The 26,901-nt window shown below is 65.5% G+C and carries 27 protein-coding genes, 1 pseudogene and 1 riboswitch; of the genes and pseudogenes, 14 read left to right on the top strand and 14 right to left on the bottom strand.

Translation table 11 applies throughout. From position 1 onward, the window contains the following. Positions 1-9: 9 nt before the first annotated feature. From AC5RTY_RS06735 to AC5RTY_RS06720, 4 genes are all read left to right on the top strand, one after another. A complete protein-coding gene (locus AC5RTY_RS06735; RefSeq protein ID WP_494049978.1) occupies positions 10-786 on the top strand; it encodes a sulfite exporter TauE/SafE family protein in 777 nt (258 codons plus the stop codon). Further along, positions 783-1,595: a TrmH family RNA methyltransferase gene (locus AC5RTY_RS06730; protein ID WP_494139265.1), complete on the top strand. Its 813-nt coding sequence runs from the start codon at positions 783-785 to the stop codon at positions 1,593-1,595. Before AC5RTY_RS06735 ends, AC5RTY_RS06730 begins: the two co-directional genes overlap by 4 nt. A 105-nt stretch (positions 1,596-1,700) precedes the next feature. Further along, positions 1,701-1,958 carry a type B 50S ribosomal protein L31 gene (locus tag AC5RTY_RS06725; RefSeq protein ID WP_493978504.1) on the top strand — a complete coding sequence of 86 codons (258 nt, stop codon included), beginning with the start codon at positions 1,701-1,703 and terminating at the stop codon, positions 1,956-1,958. A gap of 158 nt (positions 1,959-2,116) precedes the next feature. After that, entirely contained in the window at positions 2,117-2,611 is a 495-nt protein-coding gene (locus AC5RTY_RS06720) for a hypothetical protein (protein ID WP_494074514.1), read from the top strand. A gap of 66 nt (positions 2,612-2,677) precedes the next feature. On the opposite strand, the gene AC5RTY_RS06715 is transcribed toward AC5RTY_RS06720, so the two are convergent. Then, a complete protein-coding gene (locus tag AC5RTY_RS06715; RefSeq protein WP_493999671.1) occupies positions 2,678-3,472 on the bottom strand; it encodes a hypothetical protein in 795 nt (264 codons plus the stop codon). 531 nt (positions 3,473-4,003) lie between these two features. Between AC5RTY_RS06715 and AC5RTY_RS06710 the strand changes: the two genes are divergently transcribed. The 3 genes from AC5RTY_RS06710 to AC5RTY_RS06700 all read left to right on the top strand — a co-directional run bounded on the left by AC5RTY_RS06710 (position 4,004) and on the right by AC5RTY_RS06700 (position 6,252). Continuing rightward, on the top strand, positions 4,004-4,489 hold the full coding sequence (locus tag AC5RTY_RS06710; RefSeq protein ID WP_494109233.1) for a hypothetical protein: 486 nt from the start codon (positions 4,004-4,006) through the stop codon (positions 4,487-4,489). Positions 4,490-5,008: 519 nt separating this feature from the next. Then, on the top strand, positions 5,009-5,146 hold the full coding sequence (locus AC5RTY_RS06705; protein WP_493999673.1) for a hypothetical protein: 138 nt from the start codon (positions 5,009-5,011) through the stop codon (positions 5,144-5,146). A gap of 536 nt (positions 5,147-5,682) precedes the next feature. Continuing rightward, complete coding sequence (locus tag AC5RTY_RS06700; RefSeq protein WP_494109235.1) at positions 5,683-6,252, top strand: DapH/DapD/GlmU-related protein; 570 nt, start codon at positions 5,683-5,685, stop codon at positions 6,250-6,252. Between the two features lie 7 nt (positions 6,253-6,259). Here AC5RTY_RS06700 and AC5RTY_RS06695 read toward each other — a convergent pair whose 3' ends face one another. Then, entirely contained in the window at positions 6,260-7,105 is an 846-nt protein-coding gene (locus tag AC5RTY_RS06695; protein WP_493999675.1) for an HNH endonuclease family protein, read from the bottom strand. 292 nt (positions 7,106-7,397) lie between these two features. Next, on the bottom strand, positions 7,398-7,778 hold the full coding sequence (locus AC5RTY_RS06690) for a hypothetical protein (RefSeq protein WP_494109236.1): 381 nt from the start codon (positions 7,776-7,778) through the stop codon (positions 7,398-7,400). 122 nt (positions 7,779-7,900) lie between these two features. On the opposite strand from AC5RTY_RS06690, the gene AC5RTY_RS06685 reads away from it, so the two are divergent. From AC5RTY_RS06685 to lplAB, 4 genes are all read left to right on the top strand, one after another. Further along, the gene (locus AC5RTY_RS06685; protein ID WP_493999677.1) at positions 7,901-8,194 is read left to right on the top strand and encodes a hypothetical protein; all 294 of its coding nucleotides are present in this window, start codon (positions 7,901-7,903) and stop codon (positions 8,192-8,194) included. Positions 8,195-8,283: 89 nt separating this feature from the next. Next, positions 8,284-8,349, top strand: a riboswitch (guanidine-III (ykkC-III) riboswitch). 10 nt (positions 8,350-8,359) lie between these two features. Next, positions 8,360-8,674, top strand: a complete 315-nt coding sequence (locus AC5RTY_RS06680) for a DMT family transporter (RefSeq protein WP_493999678.1) — start codon at positions 8,360-8,362, stop codon at positions 8,672-8,674. A 10-nt stretch (positions 8,675-8,684) separates the two neighbouring features. After that, entirely contained in the window at positions 8,685-9,020 is a 336-nt protein-coding gene (locus AC5RTY_RS06675; protein ID WP_493999679.1) for a DMT family transporter, read from the top strand. Positions 9,021-9,306: 286 nt separating this feature from the next. Next, positions 9,307-10,368, top strand: coding sequence for a lipoate-protein ligase LplAB (gene lplAB / locus AC5RTY_RS06670; protein WP_493999680.1), 1,062 nt, complete (start codon positions 9,307-9,309; stop codon positions 10,366-10,368). A 29-nt stretch (positions 10,369-10,397) separates the two neighbouring features. Here the strand turns inward: lplAB and AC5RTY_RS06665 are convergent, their stop codons facing one another. The 4 genes from AC5RTY_RS06665 to glgC all read right to left on the bottom strand — a co-directional run bounded on the left by AC5RTY_RS06665 (position 10,398) and on the right by glgC (position 16,392). Continuing rightward, positions 10,398-11,051, bottom strand: a complete 654-nt coding sequence (locus AC5RTY_RS06665) for a dihydrofolate reductase family protein (protein ID WP_493999681.1) — start codon at positions 11,049-11,051, stop codon at positions 10,398-10,400. Between the two features lie 179 nt (positions 11,052-11,230). After that, positions 11,231-13,846, bottom strand: coding sequence for an aminopeptidase N (gene pepN, locus AC5RTY_RS06660; protein WP_494109237.1), 2,616 nt, complete (start codon positions 13,844-13,846; stop codon positions 11,231-11,233). 39 nt (positions 13,847-13,885) lie between these two features. Then, positions 13,886-14,905: a YeiH family protein gene (locus AC5RTY_RS06655; RefSeq protein ID WP_494109390.1), complete on the bottom strand. Its 1,020-nt coding sequence runs from the start codon at positions 14,903-14,905 to the stop codon at positions 13,886-13,888. A gap of 194 nt (positions 14,906-15,099) precedes the next feature. After that, positions 15,100-16,392 (bottom strand): glucose-1-phosphate adenylyltransferase, encoded by a 1,293-nt coding sequence (gene glgC / locus AC5RTY_RS06650; protein WP_494109238.1) that lies wholly within the window; start codon positions 16,390-16,392, stop codon positions 15,100-15,102. 89 nt (positions 16,393-16,481) lie between these two features. Here glgC and glgA point away from each other — a divergent pair, with 89 nt between their 5' ends. Next, positions 16,482-17,678 carry a glycogen synthase gene (gene glgA, locus AC5RTY_RS06645; RefSeq protein ID WP_494109239.1) on the top strand — a complete coding sequence of 399 codons (1,197 nt, stop codon included), beginning with the start codon at positions 16,482-16,484 and terminating at the stop codon, positions 17,676-17,678. A 13-nt stretch (positions 17,679-17,691) separates the two neighbouring features. Here the strand turns inward: glgA and AC5RTY_RS06640 are convergent, their stop codons facing one another. Together AC5RTY_RS06640 and AC5RTY_RS06635 are read right to left on the bottom strand one after the other, a co-directional pair. Then, the gene (locus AC5RTY_RS06640; RefSeq protein ID WP_494109240.1) at positions 17,692-18,129 is read right to left on the bottom strand and encodes a protein-tyrosine phosphatase family protein; all 438 of its coding nucleotides are present in this window, start codon (positions 18,127-18,129) and stop codon (positions 17,692-17,694) included. A 156-nt stretch (positions 18,130-18,285) separates the two neighbouring features. After that, positions 18,286-18,462 (bottom strand): annotated as a pseudogene (locus AC5RTY_RS06635) (IS21 family transposase); the annotation flags it as partial. 332 nt (positions 18,463-18,794) lie between these two features. Here AC5RTY_RS06635 and AC5RTY_RS06630 point away from each other — a divergent pair. Beyond that, positions 18,795-20,078: a M20 family metallo-hydrolase gene (locus tag AC5RTY_RS06630; RefSeq protein ID WP_494025899.1), complete on the top strand. Its 1,284-nt coding sequence runs from the start codon at positions 18,795-18,797 to the stop codon at positions 20,076-20,078. Positions 20,079-20,142: 64 nt separating this feature from the next. Here the strand turns inward: AC5RTY_RS06630 and AC5RTY_RS06625 are convergent, their stop codons facing one another. The 3 genes from AC5RTY_RS06625 to AC5RTY_RS06615 are packed head-to-tail and all read right to left on the bottom strand — an operon-like array spanning position 20,143 to position 24,427. Next, on the bottom strand, positions 20,143-21,411 hold the full coding sequence (locus AC5RTY_RS06625) for an ArgE/DapE family deacylase (RefSeq protein ID WP_494025900.1): 1,269 nt from the start codon (positions 21,409-21,411) through the stop codon (positions 20,143-20,145). 9 nt (positions 21,412-21,420) lie between these two features. Further along, positions 21,421-22,746: an MFS transporter gene (locus tag AC5RTY_RS06620; protein WP_494139264.1), complete on the bottom strand. Its 1,326-nt coding sequence runs from the start codon at positions 22,744-22,746 to the stop codon at positions 21,421-21,423. After that, positions 22,733-24,427, bottom strand: coding sequence for an amidohydrolase (locus AC5RTY_RS06615; RefSeq protein WP_494025901.1), 1,695 nt, complete (start codon positions 24,425-24,427; stop codon positions 22,733-22,735). Before AC5RTY_RS06615 ends, AC5RTY_RS06620 begins: the two co-directional genes overlap by 14 nt. A gap of 120 nt (positions 24,428-24,547) precedes the next feature. Between AC5RTY_RS06615 and AC5RTY_RS06610 the strand changes: the two genes are divergently transcribed. Further along, a complete protein-coding gene (locus AC5RTY_RS06610; protein WP_494139263.1) occupies positions 24,548-25,075 on the top strand; it encodes an RsbRD N-terminal domain-containing protein in 528 nt (175 codons plus the stop codon). A gap of 281 nt (positions 25,076-25,356) precedes the next feature. Here AC5RTY_RS06610 and AC5RTY_RS06605 read toward each other — a convergent pair whose 3' ends face one another. Together AC5RTY_RS06605 and AC5RTY_RS06600 are read right to left on the bottom strand one after the other, a co-directional pair. Beyond that, complete coding sequence (locus AC5RTY_RS06605) at positions 25,357-25,725, bottom strand: hypothetical protein (RefSeq protein WP_494026073.1); 369 nt, start codon at positions 25,723-25,725, stop codon at positions 25,357-25,359. A 94-nt stretch (positions 25,726-25,819) separates the two neighbouring features. After that, positions 25,820-26,842: a DUF808 domain-containing protein gene (locus AC5RTY_RS06600; protein ID WP_494139262.1), complete on the bottom strand. Its 1,023-nt coding sequence runs from the start codon at positions 26,840-26,842 to the stop codon at positions 25,820-25,822. Positions 26,843-26,901 lie beyond the last annotated feature (59 nt).

Raw genomic sequence — 26,901 nt, 5'->3', positions numbered from 1 at the left:
GCCCGCCTCATGGATGTGCTGAACGCTGCCCTGATCGGGCTGGGCGGGCTGTGGGCCGGCACCATCAACAGCATTGTCGGCTCCGGCACGCTGGTCACGTTCCCCATTCTCGTGGCGCTGGGCTATGCGCCGGTGACCGCGACCATTTCGAACGCGATGGGCCTGATCGCCGGCAATGTGGGCGGCGTCTACGGCTACCGGAGGGAACTGGCCGGGCTGCGCCGCACCCTGGCCATCCTGCTTCCGGCCTCACTGCTGGGCGGGATCACCGGCGCTTGGCTGCTGCTGCACCTGCCGGAGGAAGTCTTCGGCGTGGCGGCCCCGTTCCTGATCGTGGTGGCGCTGCTGTTCGTGGTGTTCCAACCGAAGCTCCAGGCCTGGGTGCGGGACCGCCAGGCCGCGCAGGCCCGGACCCGGCCGCGGCCGTGGCTGCTGCTGGGGCTGGTCTATTTCGCCGGTGTCTACGGCGGCTACTTCGTGGCCGCGCAGGGCGTGCTGCTGGTGGGAATCCTCGGGGTCTTCCTGCACGGCACCCTGCAGCAGGCCAACGCGGTGAAGAACGTGCTGGTGCTGGGCGTGAACATCATCGCCGCCGTCTCCTACATGCTCTTCGCGTTCGACCGGATCGACTGGCCGGTGGTGCTGGTCATCGCCATCAGTTCGCTGATCGGTGCGCTGATTGGCTCCGCCGTGGGACGCCGGCTGAAGCCGGTGGTGCTGCGCAGCATCATTGTCACCCTTGGCCTGGTGGCGCTGTTCGTGCTGGTCAGGAACCTCGTCGCATGAACCTGGTGCGCCTGGACTCCGCCGCCGATCCGCGGGTGGCCGACTACGCGCAGCTGACGGACACCGCGCTGCGCCGCCGCCGCGAGCCCGCCGAGGGTATGTACATCGCCGAAAGCTCCAAGGTGCTGCGCCGCGCCATCGCCGCCGGCCACACCCCGCGGTCTTTCTTCCTGACCGACAAGTGGCTGGACGACCTGCGGGATGTGATCGACCGGTTCCCCGAGGTGCCCGTGTTCGTCGGGACGCCCGAGGTGCTGGAGGCGATCACCGGATTCCACCTGCACCGCGGCGCGATGGCCGCCATGCACCGGCCCGCACCGCTGCCCGTCGAGGACGTGCTGGCCGGTGCCCGCCGGGTGGCAGTGCTGGAGGACATCGTGGACCACACCAACGTGGGCGCGATCTTCCGCTCCGCCGCCGCCATGGGCATGGACGCGGTGCTGCTCAGTCCACAGTGCGCCGACCCGTTGTACCGGCGCAGCATCCGGGTCTCCATGGGCACGGTCTTCCAGATTCCGTGGGCCCGGCTGACGGAGTGGCCGGAGGGTATTGCCGCGCTCCGCGACGCCGGGTTCATCACGGCGGCGTTGGAGCTGACCGAGGACGCCATCGCCCTGGATGAGCTGGAACGGCGCAGCTACGACAAGCTGGCGCTGGTGCTGGGCACCGAGGGCGCCGGCGTGAAGGAGCAAACGCTCGACCGGGTGGATTGGACCGTGATGATCCCCATGCGTGCGGGAGTGGACTCCCTGAACGTTGCGGCCGCCAGCGCGGTCGCGTTCTGGGCCTGCCGTGTCACTTCGACGTGAGCCCGCCGAATGCGGTAGAGTTGTGTGCTGGCCCTGATGGGGCTGCCATCTTTCCATCCTTCTAGCCGCTGGCAAAATCCAGGGGCGCGTAGAAAAGGTACAACTATGAAGTCTGATATCCATCCGGCATACGCCCCGGTCGTGTTCCGCGACCTGGCCTCCGGCGTTTCCTTCCTGACCAAGTCCACCGCGACGTCCAAGCGGACGGTGGAGTGGGAAGACGGCAACAGCTACCCGCTGATCGAGGTTGAAATCTCCTCGGAGTCCCACCCGTTCTACACCGGCAAGCAGCGCATCATGGACAGCGCCGGCCGCGTGGAGCGCTTCAACGCACGCTTCAAGGGCTTCGGCGGCAAGAAGTAACACTTCTCCCCGCAAGTCTTCAGCGAAGCCCGCACCGCCCGGTGCGGGCTTTGCCGTTTAATGCGGCGGCCTATTGGCTCGGGTTTGTGGCCCGGGGCCTGGAGCGTCGTGCACCGGCTCCTGGCGTCCCCTGCCGGCCGCGACGTTAGGCTGCTGGCATGGCACCAACTCCACACCGTGAAGCGGTCCGCACTGGGCGGCACCGGGACCATCGCCGCCCGCGGGCGATCGGGGGCCCGGTCACGCTGGCCGTTTCCGCCCTTCTGCTCACGGCATGCGCAGCAGGGCAACAGCAACTGCCGGCCGAAATCACCTGCACCACGCAGTACCGTCCGGACTTTGGCGGCAGCGCCGGAGAAGAGGCCGGCCAGTTGGTCCTGCCCAGGGTCGACGGCACGACGGGGGACCGGCAGCAGTTGATCGCCGGCTCGTTCCGGCTGTCCGGAAGCTACACGGGGGAGGCCCCGGACGGCCGCGCCGTCTCGCTGGCCATTACCGACGAGTCCGGCAAAGCGCTGGCGACCATGCTGTACCAGCTGGAGGACGGCGCCTCCCTGCAGTCCCGCTTCGCCGGGGGACACGGGTTCACAGGGCTGCACTACATCCGTGACGGAGACGCTGAACTGCAGCTGTTCTGCGCCGCCGACGGGTAGGTTGCCGGGCGGGAGCTGATCGCGTGACCAAAGAGGCGCAGCTCAGTCCGTGCTGCGCCAGCTGGTTCATGGCTCGGTCTGCGGTGACCCCGGAGACCAGCAGCCGCCCTGCGGCGTACGATGCCACGTTTGCCGGGGCCCTTCCCATTCGCGTGCGACGTCGGTGAGCCAGATCGTGGTATCGGGGTTCCACCCGGCGACGACACTTGCCGTGGCTGAATCAATCCGGAGCGGGCGCGTGGCGCCGTTGAGATATGCGACAACAGTCAGGTGGACGGCATCCCATTCCTGCGCAACTTGTGCCCAGTCCGGAATCACCCATCGGCCGGTCCGTCCGGTAGTGCGGTACCAGTCGTGCCGGCGGGAGGCGGTAACCTCCAGGGGGAAGGCGCGGCACAGGCGGATCCAGTCATCCCCCGTGCGGATCTCATAGGTTCGCCCCACTCCACGGACCGGGATGGTGGTGGCATCTTCCCCGCCAAGGCTGTCTTCGACGAGGTCCAACCCTGACGGAATCTGCCCGACGGTCTGGAGCAACCCCTGCGGGATAGACCACCACGTGCCGGACCAAGGTGCCCCGGGGTCATCGGGCCGGTCTTTCGCAGCCCGAGCTTCTTCGGCTCGCTCTCCACGTCCCCACTCAGCCAAGGTTCGCTGGGGGTCTTTGGGCAGCGGCGACGGATCCTCCGCCGATCGCCAGTCAATTGCCCACTGCTCGATCCGGCGAGGCAGACCCCATTGCCGCCCCGTCGACGAATCCATGACCTGTTCGGCCACGGGGTAGAGGGCGCCGACGACGTCGGGCTGCCCGGCGAGCACGTCTTCACCCTCCGGCTCCTGCCAGTACCTGGCCGACGCCACGGCTAGTTGCAGCGCCGATTGAATGAGTACACCCTTCAGGGCACCCGGATCCAGGGAAGCAATCGCTGCCGCAAACTCTTTCGGTGATGCAGGAGGGAGAGCAACACCTTGACCGGCGGTCAGCAGGACTGTTGAGGAGCCCCTTCCAGAATCGAGTTCGTATGCCAGCCTGGATGCGGCCGTTCTGACGTCCGGGCTGAGCGCCTTCGCCAGCTCGAGGCATAGGCGTCGCCCGCGCGGTCCCTCAAGGAGCAAGTCGGCCCTGTTCTGCATTCGATCATCGTCGCACCTGGAGAGGCCGTGCGGGTTAATTTCAGACGGCGGCGCGGCTAGCCAGAGTCTCTGGATGCTCGCACCGGTGATAGGCCCTGGTCGCATGCTCGACATCGGAATCGACTCTTGCCCGGATAGGCCAACACCCAGACGGTGGCTCCAAAAGTTTGGTGTTTGCGCTGGGGCGGTCAGAGGGAGTTCGTCGGTCCTCTGCACTGGCCATACGTCGCGTGGGGGAACTTTCCTATGCTGGGGGCTATGACATCGATCGTGTTTGCCCCAGCCGACCTCGTCATTGCCACCAGCGACGGTATTGATGTGCGCTTTGGAGGCATCGAACTCGACACCGATGTGCCACCCGGCCCTCAGCACCCGGAGGGTGGCAAGGGTATACGGCTCAGGCTGGCGGGCGTCCGGGGCGAAGAGACACAGCGGCGTGATGTGCTCTTCCTAGACACACGGGACGCGTGGATCAGGCGAATGAAGGCTCAGGGCATTGAAGCTGCGGGCCCTTCTCCCACAATGCCTGGAGTACCGGTCTTGGAACGGGTGAATGCGCTCTTGGATGACGGCCGCGGCACCGAGTATCGGTGCGTACAGGGGCAGGTGGCCGGGGACGGAACCGAATGGGATGCCTCCTGGGTTTATCTCCCCAACCCCCCGGAAGCAGCACGAAGCCTCAGGATACGGTTCACCTTGGACGGAATACCGACGGGCAGGGAGTGCGAGCTACAGCTTCGCTAGGACAGGGCTTCAAGCTCGCGCCAGCCTCACAGCCGAAGGGTAGGAAGTTGTTCCGGGATACCGGTGCACGGGCTGGCCATCGAGCCTGACCCCGAACGGCTTCACTGACTGCGTCTGGCCGATTGGGAGGCCCTTCAGCACAGCCCACGCAGTGATGTTCATCGGCATCTCAGGAATTAGCAAGAGCACTCGGGCGATGTCGTCCGTCGCGTTCCTTCCGAGTGTTCGCTCAACAGTGTCATTGGCATGAGGTGGTCCGGTCGGACGCACAGCATGCATGGTTTGGCCGCATAGCTCCAGCGGAGTGGCCATGGCTAAGCCATGTGATGCCTAGCGCAGCGCCCCCGAGTAGGGGCGACTTGTGCCACGCGGGTCGAGCCTGTGACGCCATCCTCCAACGGCTGCAGGCCCGGCAGCATAGGCTCTCGACCATGAGGACTACGACAACATCTTCACCGTGATGTACATCGGCTTGGGCGTCGTTATTGCCCTGGATCTTGCGGCGGTCATCATCGGGCCATGTGCTTGCGGCAGCGCAACGGGCCGGCACTGTCGGGTGCCGCTGTCGGCATCGGCGCCACCGGCTTCGTCGGCCTCCTGGTGAACCTTGTCCTACCCCTCTATGTCATGCCTCTCATCACCCCGCACATCAACTAAGCGGCTCCGCCGGGAACCCGCTTGTCCTCGGCCTCTAACTTCTGCTGGGGTTGCGCAGCGCCAGCGGAACAACCTTCCAAAATCATCTACGCATTTGCCAGCCCCTGCCGTCGTGGTCCCCTGTCTGGGGTACTGCCCGTAGGGTTTGTCTGTCTCTCCATGAGCGCCTGGGCTTAGGAACGTTTCTGGAGAATCGGACACCGCATTAGAAGGCTCGGGAGGTGGAGGGCAGAGCTGTGCCTGTAGGCCCCGAAACAGGTCGGGACGGTACAGGGACAGAGTCAATAACCGCACCCGTTAGGACGGTATGGGCGTATGGTTGGCAGCTTTCGCCGCAATGTGTGGGTGGTTCGTTAGCACCACCAACAGCGGCATGTGCACACGACTCTGGCGAGTGATCTGCTGTAGGCCGCGGCGTTCCTTCGAATCCGGGGATTGTAATGCCCCGAGAGGTGTCGCCATCTGCCGGCTGCAACATACGCTGGATGCATGGCCACGTCTGGGCGAGCTCTTCCGGGATGAACATGAAGGACACCATGGAACTCGAAGATCTCCTTGAAGCCCTGAACGCCCGCCAAACCATCACGGGGGGCTCGCCGTTCCATGCCGTCATGCACCGGGTCAGCCAGGATGCGCTGCGTATTACCGGCGAGCTTAATGGCGCCTACCAGGAACCTGCGCGGGTGAGGGAGCTGTTGACTCAGCTGACCGGCAAGCCGATTGACGAATCCGTGACGGTTTTCCCGCCTTTCTACGCCGACTTTGGGAAGAACATCACGCTCGGGAAGAGGATTTTCATCAACTCAGGCTGCAAATTTCAGGACCAGGGCGGCGTGGTGATTGGTGACGACTGTCTTATCGGGCACAACTCCGTTTTGGCCACACTCAACCACGACCTTGCGCCGAGCCGCCGCGGGGACATGCACCCGGCTCCCATCGTCATCAACCGCAATGTCTGGATCGGATCGAACGCCACCATCCTGCCCGGCGTGACCATTGGCGAAAATGCTGTCGTGGCGGCTGCCTCCGTAGTTACGAAAAACGTGCCCAAAAATTCCATCGTTGTAGGTTCACCCGCACGCGTCGTGCGCTTCCTTTCCTCCTGAACCCCGTTCAGGCCCGCCACCGGAGGCGGCTGTCCGTGGAGGACGCCTTGCAGGTGTAGGTCTTGCCATTGGTCTTGCCGATGCCCCGCTTGCCCTTCATAGACGAGGCGCAGAAAGCACCGGGGGAGACCTCCAATGCAGTGGAGGGCTTGGCGGCCTTCGTCGGCGTTGCCTTGCTGGCCGGCTTGATGGCGGTGACCTTCACCGTCTTCTGCCCGGGGCAGGAGGTGAGGACCCGCTTCATAGCGGCCTTCTCTGCGGGAGTGACCGACAGGGCGTACTTCTTCTTGACCGCGATTTGGGTGGCGACGAGGGGACAACGGAAGGACTTGTTCTTGGGCAGCCACGCACTGGCCTCGCGGTCGCCCTTGGCCCGATTCGCGGAGGAATCCACGGCCAGCAGGTTCAGCGGGTCGTTGGCCAGCGCGGTGCGCTGGGCGCTGGAGAGCTTCTGGGCACCGGACACCCAGGCCTGGCCCAGAGCCACGACGTGGTCGATGTCGACCTTGTTGCCGCCGCGGACGTAGCTGATGGTCTTGCCGGTGTAGGGATCCTTCAGGGTCCCGGAAGCGATGACGCAGTTATTCGTGCCGGGCTTAAACCTGTCCCTGGTGAGGTCGCGCTTGAGGATATCGTTCCGGGTATCGCAGCCGTTGCGATCGGTGTCCTTCCATGAGGGTCCGAACTTGTCCCGGGAATAGCCGGTCTTGGCGGCCTTGCCCTTGACCGGCAGGGTGTTCAGCACCGAGGAGGCGTTCGGCCCCGTGGCTTTCGGCCCGAGGGCCTCAGCCGGGGCTGCGGACGTGAACCCGCCAAGCAGCAGGGCTCCGGCGGTAAGGATGGAGGCCAGCATTCGGCCCGGAGTCTTGCGCAAGTATTCCCCCGAATATGTCCGGCAACAGTCACGCACGGATTCAGTGCGATTGCCTGGGAATTATCCTGCCATACAAAAGGCCTGCCTTTGTGCGGCAGGCCTTCGTTTCCCACGTCGAAGATCCGGAGCTCATCGACTACGCAGACGGAATGGTCGAGTGATGCAGGCCCAAATCCAACTATCGATAAAACGAGGCAGGGCGAGTAGGAAAGTGGTTTCGCTTGGCTGAGCGCTGGTTATTGGAATTCCCGGGAACGCGCTGCGGGAAAGCCTAGGGGCGGTGCGGTTCCCCAGGGACGTCACGTGGTGAGCGTTCGTCTGCGTTCTTGACAGCCTCAAGGAACTGCAACCGCTCATCATCATCGATGACCAACTCTGCAGGCGTTCCTCGGGGAGGGGCGAGGAGTCTTGGGCCTGTGTAGGTGGCGCCCAGGTATAGATCGTTGAGCGTCTCTCCGGGCTCCGCCATCGGTTGAGACATGCTCTTTCTACCTCCAAGCGCAAGCCGGGCTACAAATACCACCACGGCGATGAGCATCAAACCCTCGATGGCATATCCTCCCCATTTCGGATATCCAATGAAGAATAACCCGGCGCTGACCAGGATCATGCCGATTACTAAGGCAACCGCGATCTTGAATGTTCTACGCATTGCCCTCTTCCAATTTCGGCCTTCCAGCGCCCAGGCTTTTCTGATCAGGGTATCCCCACAGGACGTATCATTCGATAGTTCGAGGAGTGGCCGTCCGTTCAATGTCCCAAGGAGTCCGCAGCATGCACCTAAAACGCAGCGAAAGGGGCGGGCAGTTCATGAAAAAAATCCCCGTTGCGGCAGCCTTCGCATCCGGCATCTCCATGGTGTTCCTTGGCCTCGTGTTGGCCTTGTTTACGTGGATTGGTTTCGGGGGAATCAGCGAGGCCGATCAAGGACTGGCTCCTGCCCCTCTCAGGATCGGTTTCGTTCTGGTTTTCCTCGGGCTAGGCGCGCTCGGCTTCGTGATGGCAGTTGTATCGGCCCTTCGAGCTGCGTGGCACCTGGCGAAACGCAGGAAAGCAACAAACGATTAGAGGGCCATCAACGACCGGGGCCAGGCCACAGGCTGGTGAGGTTGGCCACCAAAGCTGCGCACCGGCGTCGTACTTTGCTATTTTCAAGTCCAAGACCTGTTCCTTGGGTCTCCGGACGACGGTTCAGTACCCGGTGTGCGACAAGACTGGCCAAAGGAATCACACATGGAATGGCTGATACTTGTTCTGTCCGGCGTCCTGGAAGCCGTCTGGGCCACGGCGCTGGGCGCATCAAAGAATTTCCGCCGGCTCTGGCCCACCGTCATTTTCGTAGTATCCATGGCCCTGAGCATGGCCGGCCTGGCCTACGCCATGACTGCCATACCGGTGGGGACCGCCTATGCGGTCTGGGTCGGCATCGGTGCGGTGCTGACCGCGGCGGTTGCCATGGTCACCGGCGCCGAGAAGGCGACCTTGATACGCGTACTCCTGCTGCTGGGCATCATCGGCTGCGTCGTCGGCCTCAAGGCGATCGGTTAAGGGGGCTGGCATGCATTGGACTGTTTTGTTGATCAGTGCCGTCCTGGAAGCCGTGTGGGCAACAGCGCTGGGGATGTCGGACGGACTGAGCCGCACGGGGCCCGCCGTGGTGTTCTTCGTGGCCCTGACCCTGAGCATGGTGGGTCTGGGCTATGCCATGCGCGGCATCCCCATTGGTACGGCGTATGCAGTGTGGACCGGCGCCGGGGCAGCATTGACCGTCGGCTACGCCATGCTGTTCGGCGGAGAACCCGCGAGCGTGCTCAAACTGCTCTTCGTTGCCGGGATCATCGGCTGCGTGATCGGGCTGAAGCTTGCCGATACGGGCGACGGGAAGAAGGCATGAAAAAGCGCCGGCGGGTAGTGGAGAGGTTGGGGGGGGGTTACTCCAATACCCGCCGGCGCTTGGACCGGGCACGTCCGGCCCCTCTTTCACTCGCACCGTGATGAGGTGTCTATGACACTACGAGGGGGTTCTGGGCACAGCCCCGGCAGCAGCTGGGAGGAACCTGAGTCCCGCGCGGACGGGCTGCCCGCGGGCCTTGATTAGACTGGGAAAACCGTCGACCGCAGCCGCCTGGCTGCCGGTACCGTCCCCGCCACGATAGCCCGAAGACTGCCAAGGAGCGCACATGACCGACCACCGCCATGGAGAGTACAAGGTCCAGGGCGGCAAGCTCGTGGTCGTGGACTTCGAGGTGGCGGACGGACAGATCACCCGGCCGTCCGTCAGCGGCGACTTCTTTTTGGAACCGGATGAAGCACTGGCGGACATCAACGCAGCGCTTGACGGGATGAGCATCGAAAGCCCCCACGGCCACTATGCCAGCGCGATTAACGCCGCGCTGCGGCCGGACGCGCAAATGTTTGGCTTCTCGGCCGATGCGGTTGCCGTGGCCGTGCGCCGCGCGCTCAACAAGGCCACCGGTTGGCTTGACCATCACTGGCAGGTTATTCCACCCACCCCGCTGCCGACGCACCTGCACGTCGCGATGGACGAGGTCCTGACCCGCCAGGTGGGGGCCGGGAAGCGCCCGCCGACGCTGAGGTTCTGGGAATGGGAGGCGCCGTCGGTGGTGATCGGCAGCTTCCAATCGGTCCGCAACGAAGTGGACCCGGACGGGGTGGAACGCCACGGCATCACCGTGGTGCGCCGGATCAGCGGCGGCGGCGCCATGTTCATGGAACGCGGTAACGCGATTACCTACTCGCTGTACCTGCCGCAGACGCTGGTGGACGGGCAGAGCTTTGAAGCGTCCTACGCGTACCTCGACGCCTGGGTCATGGCGTCGCTGGAGAAGGTGGGCATCAAGGCGTTCTACCAGCCGCTCAACGACATCGCCACGCCGGAGGGCAAGATCGGCGGCGCGGCGCAGAAGCGGTTGGCCAATGGCGGGATGCTGCACCACGTGACCATGTCCTACGACATCGACGCGGACAAGATGACCGATGTCCTTCGGATCGGCAAGGAAAAAATTTCCGACAAGGGCATCGCCAGCGCCAAGAAGCGGGTGGATCCGCTGCGCCGGCAGACCGGCCTGACCCGCGAGGAAATCATCGACGTGATGATCCGAACCTTCAAGGACCGCTATGCCGCCGAGGACAGCGGTTTTTCCGAGGAAGAGCTGGCCATGGCCCGGGAACTCGTGGAGACCAAGTTCGGCACGGAAGAATGGCTGCACCGCGTACCGTAGGGTGAGCGGCGGTAGCCAAAGCGGCCGGGCTACCGGTCCCTGCTCCTGACCAGGCGGGCGTGAGCCGCGGCCGGCGAGGCGGCGAATTCGACGCATTCGTAGCCGAGAGCCGCGGCGTCCAGATCCTCGAACACGCGCTCGCCGGAGCCGAGCAGAACGGGCACCATGGCCAGGTGCAGTTCGTCCACGAGCCGCGCTCGCACGTATTGACGGACTGCAGATGCGCCGCCGCCGAGCCGGACGTCCTGCCCGGCGGCGGAGTCGAAGGCCTGGTGCAGGGCGGACTCGATCCCGTCGTCGACAAAGTGGAAGACGGTTCCGCCGGCCATGGTGATGGGCGGCCGCGGGTAGTTCGTCAGCACGAAGACCGGATGATGGAACGGCGGGTCTTCGCCCCACCAGCCCCGCCACTCCACGGAGGGCCACTCACCGCGCACCGGCCCGAACATGTTCCGGCCCATGATGGTGGCCCCGATGCCCTCCTGCCCGGCCTCGACAAAGTCGTTGTCCAGCCCGGTGGAACCCCCGCCCTCGCCGCCCATCCGCTTGCCGGCCGCGGTCCGGAACACCCACTCGTGCAGCTGTTCGCCGCCCACTCCCAACGGGTCCTCAACGCTCTGGTTCGGGCCGGCTGCGTAGCCGTCGAGCGATACGGAAAAATTGTGCACTCGCAGTCTCGGCACGAATCCTCCTGCTCCTGAACCCCGGCGTCCAAGGGGCCGGGTCCCTGGAAGACGACAGCCTATTCCACGGAGGCTGCGCAGGGAACCGTGCAGCGGCTACCGGCGCGCCAAAGGCCGCCGATACACCTGCAGCCGCTCGCCCGCCGTCCGCAGCCGTCGTCCGCTCGGCCGCCCTGCGCTCAGCCCCGGGCGCCGGCCTGCTGCGCGCGCAGTGCCCGGAGCAGATGGTCGCGCTGTTCAACGACGATGCGGCGAAGCGCGGCCGGCGCCTCCGCGTGGCTGTCGAGCCAGGCATCGGTGCGTACGACGAGGGGGTGGTCCGCAGGGGCCTGTCCGGGGACCAGGTCCTGGGCGATGGGGTAGAGCCCCCGAACCAGCCTGCCCGCTATCTCGATGCTCTTCGCCGACCAGATCCGATCGAGTTCCTCAAAGTACGGTTCGGCATACCCGGCGTGAAGCCCGGGCGGGCCCTGGCAGAAACCATCGATGGTGGCGTCCAGCAGCTCGTTGGACAGCGAATCGGTATGCACCGCGGTGTGCCAGGCCTCGGCCTTCACTTCCGGAGCGGGCCGCGCGGTCATGGCGGCCAGATGGCCGGCACGCGCCGCCGCGTTGCGGTCGGCTTCCAGGGCCGCATCCAGCTCCGCCGCCGAGGCGTGGCCGGTGGCCGCCAGCGCCTGCCAGAGGCGCCAGCGTAAATCGGTGTCCAGCTTCAGCCCCTCCAGCACGGTGGTCTTGTCCAGCAGGCCGCGCAGGAAAGGCGCCTGGCCGTCATTGGCGCGGGCGACCGCTGCCAGCGACCGTGCCCAGGTCAGCTGCCGGTCGCTGCCCGGCTCCGCCGCTTCCGCCTCCCGGCGGGCGGCAGCCAGAAAGGCTTCCCGCAGGCCTGTCCGGAGGCCCGCCGGCGCGTAGCGGTCCATCGCCGTCTTGGCGCAGTCCAAGACCACCTGCAGCACGCTGTTCTCGGTTTCTGCCGGTGCGAACCGCTGCACGGCCTCCACGTAGTCGGCGGCGGGGAGGCGCCCGTCGCGGGCCATGTCCCACAGGGTCGACCAGCACAGGGCACGGGCCAGCGGATCGGTGACCTGGTCCAGGGCGGAAAGCACCGTTTCCAGGGAGCGGGCGTCGAAGACGACCTTGGCGTAGCTCAAGTCCTCGTCGTTGAGCAGCAGCAGGGCGGGAACGTCCCGGCCCGCCAGTTCCGGAACCTCGGTCCGCGGCCCCGCCACGTCCAGCTCCAGCTGGTCCGTGCGGACCAACCGGCCGGAGGCGTCCGGGTTGTACAGGCCCAGCCGCAACCGGTGCGGCCGGAAGGACGGCTCCTGCGTCACCGGATCCACCGCCTCCTGAACGACGCCCGCGGAGGCGATCGCACCGCCGTCGTACTCGAGGTCCACGCCCAGGGTGGAGATGCCGGCGGTTTGCAGCCACTGCCGCGCCCACTGCTCCATGTCCCGGCCGGAAGCCGCGCTGAGGGCGGTGAGGAAATCCGCCAGCGACGTATTGCCGTAGGCATGTTCGCGGAAATACCGGCGCGAGGCACCGACGAAGGAGTCGAAACCGGCATAGGCCACCAGCTGTTTGAGCACCGAGGCGCCCTTGGCATACGTGATGCCGTCGAAGTTCTGCTTGGCCGCTTCCAGGTCAGGGATGTCGGCGACGATGGGGTGGGTGGTGGGCAACTGGTCCTGCACGTACGCCCACCCCTTGCGCCGGCTGGCGAAGGTGATCCAGGCGTTGGTCCATTGCGTAGCCTCGGCGGACGCCAGGGACCCCATGTAGTCGGCGAACGATTCCTTCAGCCAGAGGTCGTCCCACCACTTCATGGTGACCAGGTCGCCGAACCACATGTGCGCCATCTCGTGCAGGATGGTGTTGGCGCGGGCCTGGTACTGGGCGTCGGTGGCCCGGGAGGAGAACACGTAGGCCTCGGTGAAGGTGACCAGGCCGGGGTTCTCCATGGCGCCCAGGTTGTATTCGGGCACGAACGCCTGCTCGTACTTGCCGAACGGGTAGGGGTAGTCGAAAAGTTCGTGGAAAAAATCCAGGCCGGTCTTGGTGACGGCGAAGATCTGCTCCGGATCGAAGGAGTCGGCCAGCGAGGCCCGGCAGTAGGCGCCAAGCGGCACACTCAGTTGTCCGCCGTCGGGCAGGGTGCCCTGCCAGTTGTCCGTGGCCGCGTGGTAGGGCCCGGCCAGGACGGTGGTGATGTAGGTGGAGATGCGTGGCGTCGGCTCGAAGCGGCGCACGGAGTAGCCGGGCGCGGAGCCCATCGGCTCGGTCACGGCCACCGCGGCGTTCGAGGCCACCAGCCAGTGGGCGGGGGCTGCCACGTGGAAGCTGAAGCTGGCCTTCAGGTCCGGCTGCTCGAAATTGGCGAAGACGCGGCGCGCGTCGGCCGGTTCGTATTGGGTGTAGAGGTACGTTCGCGCGTCCTCCGGATCGACGAACCGGTGGAGCCCTTCGCCGCTGCTGCTGTACAGAGCGGTGCCCGTGATCGTGGCCTGGTTCTCGGCCTCGAGGCCGGGCAGCGTGATCCGGGAACCGTCCACCACGTCGTCGAGGTCCAGGGGCCGGCCGTTGAGCGTGACGGAGTGGACACCGCCGTGGATGAAGTCGGCAAACACCGTGGCGCCCGGTTCGCTGCAGCTGAACGTGATGACGGTGCTGGAGACGAAACCCGGCGCGTCGGGGTCCTCGGCGTTGCGCAGGTCCAGCGAGACCTCATAGCGCTCCACCTGCAGGATGCGTGACCGTGCGGCCGCTTCGTCGCGGCTGAGGTTCTGGTTCGTCATCCGGCCCATTTAACCATGCGCGGGCCCGGTCGCGGCCCCTTAGCGTCCGCCCATCGCCAGCCAGGCTGCGCCGATCCCCAGTCCGGCAATCAGCAGCCAGGAGAGCAGGGCCGTGGAGACGGCCGGCAGCGAGGAGCGGAGTAGTTCCCGCAGGCGGACGGCAGCGCCCAGCCCGAACAGTGCTGCGGCCAGCAAGAGTTCCTGCACGGACGCCATCCCGTCCAGGACCGGCTGCGGCAACCACCCCGCGCTGCGCAGCATCATCAGGGCGAGGAAACCGAGCACGAAGAGCGGCACCAGCAGCGGCTGCTTGCCGGGCCCGACGGTCCCGTCCGCGTGGACGGCGCCGGCCTTGGCCCTCCGCCGGCTGTGCAAGGCCGAGGCGGCCGTGACGGGTGCCAGCATCACCACGCGGGCGAGCTTGACGACGACGGCGATGGTCAGGGCCGCCGTGCCGGCACTCTGGGCGGTGGCGACCACCTGTCCGACGTCGTGCACGGAGGCCCCGGCCCAGAAGCCGAACACTTCCGGGGTCATGCCGGTGACCGCCATGACGGCCGGCAGGACGCCGATGGCCAGCGTGCCGCACAGCGTCACCAGGGCGACGGGCATCAGCGTGTCCTGGCTCCGGCTGCCCCGGGCAGCGGCGACGGCGCCGATGGCCGAGGCCCCGCAGATGGAGAATCCGGCGGCCAGCAGCACGGGCTGGTCGCCGGGCAAACGGTGCCAGCGCGCCAGCAGGTAGGTTCCGCCGAACGCCAGCAGCAGAACCAGGACCACCAGCACCAGGGCGAACCAGCCCAGCTCGGCCAGGTCCGAGAGCGCCAACCGGGCACCCAGCAGCACAATCCCTGCACGCATCAACGTCCGCCCGCAGAAAGCCAGCCCGGGAAGCGCCGCTCCACGCGTCCACGAAGCAGTAAGCGGCAGGTTCGCCGCCAGGATCCCCAGGACCACGGCGAAGCTCATCACCGGGACGGCCGGCGCGAGCCAGTGCAGGCCGTGGGCGGCAACTACTGCGGCCGCTGCAAAGAGCAGTCCCGGACCGACGCGGAGCAGCCAGGGCGTGGCGCGCGGACCCGGATCCTGCGGCCCCGCGGACTGTCCGGGCCGGGCAGGGCGGGGCTTCGGTGACTGAGGTTGAGGCACTTCGCTACCGTACCGCCTGCAGTCCGCGGTCCGGGCACAATCGGCACCCTCCCTTCAACAGAAAGGGTGGGCGGGGGGACAAGGCCAAGAACTTGTGCCCGCTGTTACAAAGAAGCAGCCTTGTGCTCGGCGCTCGCCGTGGGGCCGAGGATCACCTTCTGGTCCTTGCTCAGGACGGTCAGCCCGGACTCGGTGACAGTGAAGCCCCGTGCGCGGTCCAGTTCCGGATCGACGCCGATGGTGGCACCGGCCGGGATGCGGACATTCTTGTCCACTATGGCCCTCCGGACCACGGCTCCCTCACCCACCGTCACCTTGTCCAACAGCACGCTCCCGTGGATCTGGGCGCCTTCGGCAACGAAGACGTCGGTGGAGAGCACCGACTCGGTGACTTCTGCTCCCGAAACCACCACGCCCTGGGACAGGAGGGAGTCGTGCGCCGTGCCGGCGGTGCCGCTGACTCCGCGCACCAGCTTGGCCGGGGGAGACACCGACTGGCGCGTATAGATCGGCCAGCGCAGGTTGTAGAGGTTGAAGGCGGGCAGCGGGCTGATCAGGTCCATGTGGGCCTCGTAGTAGGAATCCAGCGTGCCGACGTCGCGCCAGTACTGTTGGTCGGCCCCGGTGGAGCCGGGAATGTCGTTCGCGGTGAAATCGTAGACGGCCGCTTCGCCGCGTTCCACGAAGTAGGGGATGATGTCCCCGCCCATGTCGTGGTTGGTGTCCAGGCGCTCGGCGTCGGCCTCCAAGGCCTCCAGCAGAGCGTCAGTGTTGAAGACGTAGTTTCCCATGGACGCCAGGAAGCTGTCCGGGTCATCCGCCAGGCCGGGAGTGGTCGCGGGCTTCTCCACGAAGGCGCGGATCTTGGTGGGGGCATCGGGCTCGGACTCGATCACGCCAAACTGATTGGCCAGCGAGAGCGGCTGGCGCACCGCGGCCACACTGGCGGCCGCGCCGGACGCTATGTGCTCCTCCACCATCTGGGAGAAGTCCATCCGGTAGACGTGGTCCGCGCCGACCACCACCACGATGTCCGGCCGGGCGTCGTGGATCAGGTTCAGGGACTGGTAGATGGCATTGGCGCTGCCCAGGAACCAGCTCTTGCCCCGCCGTTGCTGCGCCGGTACCGAGGCAACGTAGTTGCCCAGCTGCGCGGCCATGCGCCAGGTTTCGGAGATGTGCCGGTCCAGGCTGTGCGATTTGTACTGCGTCAGCACCACGATCTCCCGGTATCCGGAATTGACCAGGTTGGACAACGCGAAATCGATCAGCCGGTAGCTGCCCGCAAAGGGCACGGCCGGTTTGGCCCGGTCGGCTGTGAGCGGCATCAGGCGCTTTCCCTCGCCGCCGGCTAGCACAACGGCCAAAACCTTCTTCTGTGGCATCGTCCATCCCATCGCATTCGCGGTCCAGTGCCGGACCGACACACGTCCCCCTTGTCAACACACAGTAGAGGAAGGGCCGGGCGTGCACTACGTTAGGTGTCGTGCGTGTAGACATTGTGACAAAAGAATTCCCGCCGGAAATCTACGGCGGAGCCGGCGTACACGTGGCCGAGCTCAGCCGGGTGCTGGCCGGCAGGGTGGATCTGCACGTGCATGCCTTCGGGGCCGACCGGCCGTCCGACTTCCATGGCGCGACGGTGCGCAGCTACGGGGTCCCGGCCGGACTGCGGAAAGCCAATGCCGCGGTGCAGACCCTCGGCGTCGACCTTGAGATGCTGGACGGCTTCGCCGGTGCGGACTTGATTCATTCCCACACCTGGTATGCCAATATGGCCGGGCATTTGGGGTCGCTGCTGCACGATGTGCCGCACGTGCTGAGCGCGCATTCGCTGGAGCCGTTGCGGCCGTGGAAGGCGGAGCAGTTGGGTGGGGGCTATCGGCTCTCGTCCTGGGCTGAGCGCACCGCCTATGAGGCGGCCGCCGCCGTCGTGGCCGTTTCCGCCGGGATGCGCAGGGACATTCTGCGCAGCTACCCCGACGTGGATCCGGACAGGGTGCACGTGGTCCACAATGGCGTGGACGTGCAGGAATGGAAACCGGATGACGACGACGACGCGGTGCGCGCCTTGGGAATCGACCCGGACCGGCCCAGCGTGGTCTTCGTGGGGCGGATTACCCGGCAGAAGGGCGTGCCGTACCTGCTGCGTGCAGCGGCGTTGCTGCCGCCGGAAGTACAACTGGTGCTTTGTGCCGGAGCTGCCGACACACCGGAGCTGGCGGCCGCGGTGAATGCCCTGGTGGCTGGGCTGCGCGGGGCCCGCGACGGCGTCGTGGTGATCGAGCGGATGCTCCCGCGGCCGGAACTGATCCAGGTGCTCAGCCATGCCACCGTCTTCGCGTGCCCGTCGATCTACGAACCGCTGGGCATCGTGAACCTTGAAGCCATGGCCTGCGGCGCCCCGGTGGTGGCCAGCGCCACCGGGGGCATTCCGGAGGTGGTCGACGACGGCGTCACCGGCACCCTGGTGCCGTTGGAGCAGGCGAGCGACGGGACGGGAACCCCGCTGGACGAGGAACAGTTCGTCCGCGATTTCGCCGACGCACTCAACAAGACGCTGGATGACCCGGCCGCGGCCCGCCGCCAGGGCGAGGCGGGCCGCCGGCGCGCCGAGGAGCACTTCTCCTGGGACTCCATCGCCGAGAAGACCCTGGGTCTTTACCGCAGCGTGCTCGCGTAGGAGGAGCAGCCTGCTACAGGCGTCCGGGGAACCGGCGCACAAACCGTCGCTGCCACGGGGTTTCGACGGCGCCGGGGCGGTAGTGCTCACGGACATAGCGGGTGGCGTCGGCGGCGGGAACGCCGTCGAGAATGGCAAGGCAGGCCAGGGCCGTGCCGGTCCGCCCCCGGCCTCCGTAGCAGGCGACCTCCACCCGTTCGTTGCCGGCGCGCAGCCACGCTTCGCGGAATGCCGCCTCGGCGTCCGACAGGTCTTCCGGCAGCCGGAGATCCCGCCAGCGCACCCACCGCTGCTCCCACAGGGTGGGTGCCGGTGGCCGGTGCTTCAAGTACAGCGCGAATTCCGGCGCGGGCCCCGGCGGCAGTGGAACACGCAGCGCCCGGCCTCGCAGCAGCCTCCCCGACGGCAGCCGCAGCACTCCCGGCAGCCCAAGCTCCCACGGTGATCCCATGGCAGCGAGGATAGTCCCGGACGGAGGGCTTTGTCGCACCACTCTGGATGCTTGGGGTTCACGCGAAGAGCGCGCTCGACTGCGTGTAGTAGGCGAAGAACTTGTCCGCTGCAGTCATGTCGCCACTACTCCGTTCGCCTTGGGCCAGCAACCAGGATCGGTGACCCGGGGCCGCGGCCGGCGCTGGCCCCGGGCGGGCGACCGGCATCGCGAGCCTTCACAAGGCGGTCCACAGTGTGGTGGGAGCAGCCGGAAAGTTCGGCGGCCACCCCTCAGTAATTTGGTCAGGTCATAAGCAGCGCGTATTTTCACGGTTTCTACGGCATCCTTCATTCAGGGTCTCTTCCTGCTCAGGATTCGATTCGACACCGATATCCAACCGGGAAGAGGCCCCCGCCGTCTCACGACGCGGCGGGGAAAGTGAACAATGCGGGCAAACCAACGGCCACAACCGGGCAGTTTTCGTGGCCACCTACGGGCAGTCCCCGTGGCCGTCAACGGGTAATTCCGTGGCCACCTACGGGCAGTTTTTCATGACCGCTTACACTGGTCTGCAGATTCACATTGCCGCTGGCTGAATTGGTTGCCTCGACCCAGTGCCTCCCCCCGCGCGCTCCTGAGACTATTTAGGTACGCCAATCATCCAGCGTGAAGGACAAGCCATCATGAGCAACGGTGCTGTGCCGGAACCAGATCCACGCAAGTTCACAGGAGCTGATGCCGTGTTCCTGCGGGACTTCGCCACCTTGAGCGCTTTTGGCGCTACGCCTGGCGGGGGAGTGGAGCGGCAGGCGGGTTCATCTGCAGACGGGGAACAGCGGGCATGGCTGACCGCCATGCTTCGGGAGAAGGGCTTCGATGTTTCCTTTGACCAAGTGGGTAACCAGTTTGGCCTGCTCGAGGTGAATCCCGGTGCACCCTACGTGCTGGTCGGCTCCCATCTTGATTCGCAGCCAACGGCCGGGCGGTATGACGGCGCTTATGGTGTGCTTGCCGCGACCCATGTAGCGTTCAGCCTCGCGGCAGAGTGGCGTGCCGCGGGAACAACTCCCCGGTACAACTTGGCGGTTGTGAATTGGTTCAATGAGGAAGGTGCTCGCTTCAAACCGTCGATGATGGGCAGCTCCGTCTACACCGGAAAAATGTCGCCCGCGGACGTCCTCGCCATTACGGATGCGGCAGGCATCAGTGTCCGTGAGGCATTGGAAGCAACCGCCGCACTCGGCGAGGGCACCGGGCCGAGGGCGGCCTACGCTGCCGAAATCCATATTCAACAGGGCCGCAGCATGGAGCGGGACGGCATCACTATTGGCGTGGTGGACTCCAACTGGGCGGCCAACAAGTACCAGTTCGAGGTCCGCGGCGAACAGGCGCACACCGGCTCGACAGTCATTGCGGACCGGCGTGATGCCCTCCTCGGAGGGTCAATGCTGGTTGTTGCTGCAAGGGAGATTGCGGACCACTTTGCAGACGGCGCCGTCCACACCTCGGTAGGTCAGCTTGATGTCTACCCGAACTCGCCGGTCGTGGTGCCGTCCCTGGTCACGTTGCTTCTTGACCTGAGGTCGGCCGATGAGGATCTTCTCGCCGAGGCGGACCGGATGCTGCACGACCGTATCGAACAGATTGAACAGACTGCCCGGGTGGAGATCAACAAAACCGGATCCCATTGCTGGCCGGTCACTCCCTATCAGCCGGAAGGAGTTGCGCTGGCCGAAAAGATCGCGGCAAACCGCGGATTCACTTACACGCGGGTTAAGACGCTGGCCGGACATGACTCCACCAATCTGAAGGACGTCGTCCCCACGGTGATGTTGTTCGTCCCGTCCGTGGAGGGCATTTCGCACAACGAGCACGAGTACACCACCGACCAGGACGTCGTCAGCGGGCTGCACGTGCTGACGGATGTCGTCCGTAGCCTCTGCCTCGGGGAACTCGACCCTCGTTAGCGAGCACGCAGTATAGAAGCCGCCCTGCCAATGACAGGGCGGCTTCTATACTGCCGAAAAGGGTTTACGCTGTCTCGGTCACGCCGCACCAGTCGGCTATGAACAGGGCGATGGTCTTGGTCACGTGACGCACCGACTCGATGCTCACACGCTCATCGAACCCGTGAATCGCCTCGGACACCGGCCCGTAAACCAGTGCCGGGATTCCCGCGTACAGGGTGAAGACCCGGCCGTCCAGATAGCCCGGGGTTGTGAAGCTCTGCAACGCTGAGCCGAAGACGTCCTGGTGCGCAGCGGCCAGCATTGCCTCAGCTTCCGATCCTTCCTCCAGGACGTAGCCCTCGGAAAAGAAACCCGTCCGCTCGGCCGAAACTGCTGCCCCGGCCGCGGTGGTGGTCCGGAGACACTTCTGGATCTCGTCCCAGGCATCCGCGGCCGGAACCCCGGGATACAGGGCCGCGCGGACGTCGAACTCGCACCAGGACGGGACACTTGAGGGCCAGTCACCGCCGGAAATCATGCCAATATTGACGTTAATGGGGTGGTCAAGATCCTCGAAGTACGGGTGGCTGCCCTTATCGGCGTTCCATTTGGCTTCGAGCTCCCGCAACGCACCCATGACGGTGTAGGCGGCGTCGATGGCGTTAAACCCGGATGCCATTTCCCGCACATGGGTCGGTTTGCCGGTAACACGCACACGGAACCAGATCACCCCCACATTGGCGCGGACCAGCATGTTCTCTTCCGGTTCCGGGATGATGACGGCATCGGCCGTGTAGCCGCGCAGCAGCGCTGCAAGGGACCCGTTGCCCGTGCACTCCTCCTCCACGACTGACTGGAAGTGGATGGTGGCTGCCGGCGCCAAGCCGGCAGCCCGGATGGCGTCGAAGGCGAAGAGGTTGGCAGCGAGCCCGGCCTTCATGTCACCTGCCCCACGTCCATACATCCAGCCGTCCTTTACGACGGCGTCCCAGGGGCTGCGTTCCCACGTCTCCAGCGGGCCGGTGGGAACTACATCGATGTGCCCGTTCAGGATGAGTGAACGGCCGTTCTCCGCCGGGGGCGTATAGGTTCCGACGACGTTGGTGAGGTCTTCGAAGGCCACTGTGCTGGGACCGTAACCGACGTGCGAAGCGAGGGCTTCGCCGTCGAGAGTCCAGCGGTCCATGGCGAACCCGCGGGATTGGAGCTCCGCGAACATCAGGTCCTGGGCGCTGGACTCGGCGGCCCGCAGCGAGGGATGGCGGATCAGCTCCGCCGTGAACTCGAGCTGGCGGTCGAAGGCCGCATCAACGCTGTCGATAACTCGACGGGCTGTTTCTGGGTTCAGCATGGCGCCGCCCTACCGTACGATCGCTTTGTCCTTGACCCGGAGCCGCTCGCCGTAGAATCCGCCGGCAGCGGTGATCAGGGACACGGCCATCAGCAGCAGGGAAGCGGTCCAGGACGCTCCATCGGAGACGGCGAGCAGGGCGACGGCGATCAGTGGCAGGAATCCGCTAAGGGCGCCGGCCAGGTTGTAACCGAGAGCGACACCGCTGTAGCGCAGCTGTGGCGGGAACAGTTCGGTCAGCAGGGCGCCGGTGACCGAGTAGGCAACGGACAGCAGCGCGATGCCGAGAGTGACAGCGAGGACTACGGCGAATGGATTGCGGGAGTCGATCATCCAGAAAAGTGGGAACGCGGCGGCCGTGGTCACGACGCCGCCGATAAAGGTCATCTTTCCCGGACCCGTTTTCTCGCTGATACGACCGATGACCAAGATGACTCCGATTTGCACAACCGCGGCAACCAGGGTTGCGTTGACCATCAGTCCTCGGTCCAGGCCGAGGGTGGCGGTGCCGTAGCTGATGACGAAGGTGGTCATGATGTAGAACCCGCCGACGCCGAGGAAAGCGGCTGCGATAGCAAGAATCAGCCGGCCCCATGCCTGGCGGAACACATCGAGCGCAGGAATTTTGGCGCGTTCCTCCAGCTTGACCAGTTCGCGGAAGATCGGCGATTCCTCGATTTTCAATCGGATGTACAGCGCGACCAGCAGCAGTGGGAACGCTGCCAGGAACGGCAGACGCCACCCCCATGAGTCAAAAATTTCCGGGGGCATGAGCAGTACCAGTGCGAAGGCGCCGGAGGACAGCAGCGTGCCGACCGGTGAACCCACCTGTACCAGCGCGGCATACCGCCCGCGCTTCTCGAGGGGGGCATGTTCGACGGCGATGGTCATGGCGCCGCCCCATTCCCCGCCGACGGCAAGGCCTTGGACCAGGCGCAGGATGGCAAGCATGATGGGTGCTGCGAGGCCGATAGTGCCGAAATCGGGTAGGACGCCGATAAGCCCGGTGGCCACGCCGATCGCGACGATCGTGATCAGCAGCGCGGGGCGTCGCCCCACACGGTCACCGATGTAGCCGAACAATACGGCGCCGAGCGGACGGGCAGCGAAGCCGACACCAAATGTGGCAAAGGCTGCCATTGTTGCAGCGGTCGGGTCCAGCGACGTGAAGAACAGCCGGTTGAAGACGATGGCTGCAGCGGTGCCGAAGAGGAAGTAGTCGTACCATTCGAGGGCAGTTCCTACGAACGCAGCCCAGGCGATTTTGCCTGCCTCGGCTCCGCTGACAACTGGTACAGCTGCTTCCTCTCCGTCTGTTGTCTCATGTGGCTGCATGCTCGGCGCCTCTCTTTGCGGGATCGGACTGGGACGATGCGGTGCTCTGGAGTTCCTCGATGTAGTCGTGCCCGAAAACGCAGGTGCCATCGAGCATGGTCGCCAGTACCTTGATGCGGCCGATCTCATCGGGCGGCACCTCTGCAGGGTGGTCCGAGAGGAACACGAAATCGGCGTTCTTTCCCGATTCGAGTGTTCCCCGCCGGTCTTCTTCGCCTGCGATCCACGCGGCGTCGGCCGTGTAGGCACGCAGGGCCGTCTCGGGGTCGACCCGTTCCTCGGGACCCAAGGTGGCTCCGCCGGAACTGCGGCGCGTCACCATGGACTGCATGCCCAGCAGCGGTGCCCCGGCCGCTACCGGCCGGTCCGAGCTGCCAGGAACGCGTACCCCGGCGTTCAGGAAGGACTTGTGGCGGTACAGCCATGGTGTCCGTTCCGTGCCGACCGCGTCTGACATCGTGTCGCCGACCTCATACAGGAAGTGCGGTTGCGGGACCGGTGTGATCCCCAGCGCTGCGAACCGGGGGAGCTGGTCCGGTCGGACCATGCCGGCGTGTTCGATGCGATGCCGCGCGTCGGATCGGGGTAGCTTCTGTTGCGCGGTCCCAAAGGCGTCCAGCGCGATGTCGACGGCTGCGTCTCCGATCGCATGCGCGGCGACGTTCCAACCTGAGCAGTGCGCGCTGATGATCCGTTGTGTCAGTTCCTCGGGGGAGAGTTGGAAGCTGCCAGTGCCATGGTCGTGGTCGCAGAAGGGCTCAGTCACCGCTGCAGTGCGGCCAATCAGCGAGCCGTCGATGAAGATTTTCATAGCCCCAAGCCGGACATGGTCATCGCCGAAACCCGATGCGATGCCGAGGTCCAGGCCGAAGGTAATCCCATCGGCAGCATTGGACTGGAGCGGGTGCAGAGCATCGCTGACCGCCATCAGTTGTACGCGGGTTTTCAGGAGGCCGCGCCGTCGTGCTTCAACGTACGCGGCAAGTTCTACCGGGCTGCGGCCAATCCAGCCCGACCCGATGCCTGCCTCCACCACATGTGTCAGGCCCTCGGCGGCGTAAACTTCACTCGCTGCCCCGATCGCTTCCGCGAGGTCCGCCACCGGGTAGGGCACAACGAGGGCCGTCACCAGTTTTTGGGCCTGCTCTTCAAGTAATCCGGTGGGCCCGTCGGAATCCTCCACCACTGTGCCGCCTTCGGGAACAACAGCTGAACGGTCCAGGACACCTGTGCGATCAAGCACCTCAGTGTTGACCGCGCACATGTGCCCTGACCGATGCTTGAGCCAGACCGGACGGCCGGGAGCGGACCGGTCGAGACCGCTTCGGTGGGGATGGCCGCCCATGACCGTGTCGTCATAACCGGATCCCACCACCCACGCGTCCTCAGGGAGATCGAGCGCAAACCGGGCGACTGCGTCGTACACCTCATCCAAGGCCCGGCAGCCGGACAGATCAAGTTCGGCGAGGGACTGCCCAAACCACGCCATGTGGTTGTGGGAATCGCCAAAACCGGGGACGACGACAGCAGCACCGCAATCGAGCTTACGCCGCGCCGGGAGGTGTACGACGTCGTCATCGAAGCCCACAATCCGGCCGTGAAGCACTCCCAAGGCATGAGCTGCGGGAGCAGCATCATCCATGGTGAAGATACGGGCGTTAACTAGTTTCAAATCGATCATGTCTCGGTCGATGTCCTTCCCTGAGAGAAGCCCAGCCGCACACACCGTTTCATGCAAGTGTGGTACCGATCACCCGCGCAATCAATGGATGAATACAATGCACGGTTCAAGAATGGGCATATGCCCCGCGAAGCGTCTGCGGACCCCACACACGCGCCCAAGGGGCCGGCTCCCGGGTCCGTGGTGTCGGATTTGGTAGCAGACTGCCTCGCGGACATCGACGCGATCGCGCACGCATATCTCCTTGAGATACGGAAAATTGACGATTACGCGGCCTCCACGGTGGCCGCCCAGGATCTGGAGGAGACAGCCGTAGCCTCGATGGAACTCTTGCTGCGCCTAGTGGGCAATCTTCCATTCCCAGACCGGCTAGCGGGGATGTCCGAAGCACTGGGACATCGCCGCGCCCAACAGGGCCTGCCCCTTGAATCGCTCCTGCGCGCCTTCCGAGTGCTCTGGACAGCGATGCTGGAGAAAGTCCCATCCGCGTCCTTGCCGGACCTGACCAAGGACGGGGTCCGCGTCTGGGAAGCAGTGGAGTTCCACACCATCCGGATTCATGCAGGCTACCTCGATGAGCTTGCCACCATGGCACAAGGAGACGCAGCATGCGTTCCTCCTGTCGAGACTCCTGAACTCCGACGGTAAAGATCCCCAGTTGCTGGGACAGGCCGCCGCCCGGGCGCTCGGCGTGAAGCCGGAAAGCAGCTTCATCGTCGCCGTTGCAGCCGACCACGCTCAGAAGGCATTCCGGGCAGAAGTGCTTCGTGCCGGCGTTGAACAGTTTCTGCACGAACGGGACGGGACGCTGATGCTTATCCTTGAGGACCTTCCCACCCGAGCCGGGCAGGAGCCGGAGGGGACACGCCCCTGGCTAGCCCCGCTGGACTGCATACCATGTCCAAGCACCAGCAGCCCAGCCCGTCCTACTACCCGCCGCAGGGCCCGCCAACGCAGACCATGCAGTCGCGGGAAACGTTCGAGGGCCAGAAGGCCGCCCAGTCCTCCTGATCTTCGGCATCGTCGGCTTCTTCTTCCTCGGCGTCGTCTTCGGCCCGCTGGCCATCATCAACGCGAAGAAGGCCGAGCAGCTGAACATCCCGGCCACCGCCGGCAAAGGTTCTCGGCTGGATCGACACCATCTTCGGCGTCATCGGGATCATCGTCTTCATCGTCCTGATTGGCGGCATGATTGCCGCGTCGGGAGCCTGACGGAACATGAAAGCCGGGCAGGGGATCCTGCCCGGCTTTCTTTTTGCCCGGAAGCCGACCACTTGAGTACCCGGCGTCGTCCCCATGACCGGGTGATGTCTTGTGCACTCTGAACAGTCGCTGCGTGTGGAGCCAAGGGCGGAATGCAGGGAGGAACTCGGCTACCCCGGAGGGCAGAGACTAGGGGGCGGGATCGGCGTCGCGTCCCGGCGGCCGATGCCCGGCTGTGGCGGCGCGGGCGTCGCCCTCTTCGTGCCCGCCCTTGTTCTTGCCGAAGGGCAGCACCTTGAGCAGCGGGTGCAGGATAGCCATGACGACCAGGCCCCAGGCGAGTCCGAGGATGGCCGAGCACAGGGTGTTCACGAGCCAGGCCAGGAAGCCGCCGGCCACCGGGATCCCGGCGAACGGGGACTCGAAGACGTGGACCAAATCATAGGGAGCGTGCCAGCCGAGGTCGTATGCCCCCTGGAGCATGATGTGGCCGCCGACCCAAAGCATCGCGATCGTGCCGACGAAGGTGATCGCGGCCAGCACCGCGGGCATGCCCTTGACGAGCAGCGCGCCGAAGCGCTGCGAGCCCGCGGAGTCCTTGGTGGTCAGGTGCAGGCCGATGTCGTCCATCTTGACGATGAGCCCGACGGCGCCGTACACGAGCACCGTGATCGCAATCGCCACGACAACCAGGATGAACGCCCGGACCCACAGGGAGGCGTCACCCACCTCGTTCATCGAGATCACCATGATCTCGCAGGACAGGATGAAGTCGGTGGTGATGGCGCCCTTGACGACCTTGGACTCCGCCTCCGGTCCCCGCTCGACCGCCGGCGCCTTGTCGGCCTCGTGGTGGCCGCGCAGCTTGTGCCAGACCTTCTCGGCACCCTCGTAGCAGAGGTAGGTGCCGCCCAGCATGAGGATGAACGGGATCGCCCCCGGGATGAAGGCGCTGATCAGCAGCAGCGCCGGCAGGATGATCAGCAGCTTGTTCCGGAGCGAGCCCCAGAAGATGCGCTTGATCATCGGCAGTTCGCGGGACGGGTCCGCCCCGGACACGTACTGCGGGGTGACGGCGGCGTCGTCAATGACCACGCCGGCGGCCTTGGCCCCGGCCTTGGCGGCGCCTGCCGCGACGTCGTCCACCGAGGCGGCCGCGATGCGGGCCAGGGCTGCGACGTCGTCGAGCAGGGCGACGAGACCGCCGCTCACAGATCGCCTCCGCATTGCTCGACGGCGGACTGCTGGACGTAGAGTCCACGGTTGAGGTG

The sequence above is a fragment of the Arthrobacter sp. Y3224055 genome, from assembly GCF_059090825.1.
The sequence above is the reverse complement of the archived record's forward strand: the minus strand, read 5'-3'. Positions and strand labels throughout refer to the sequence as shown.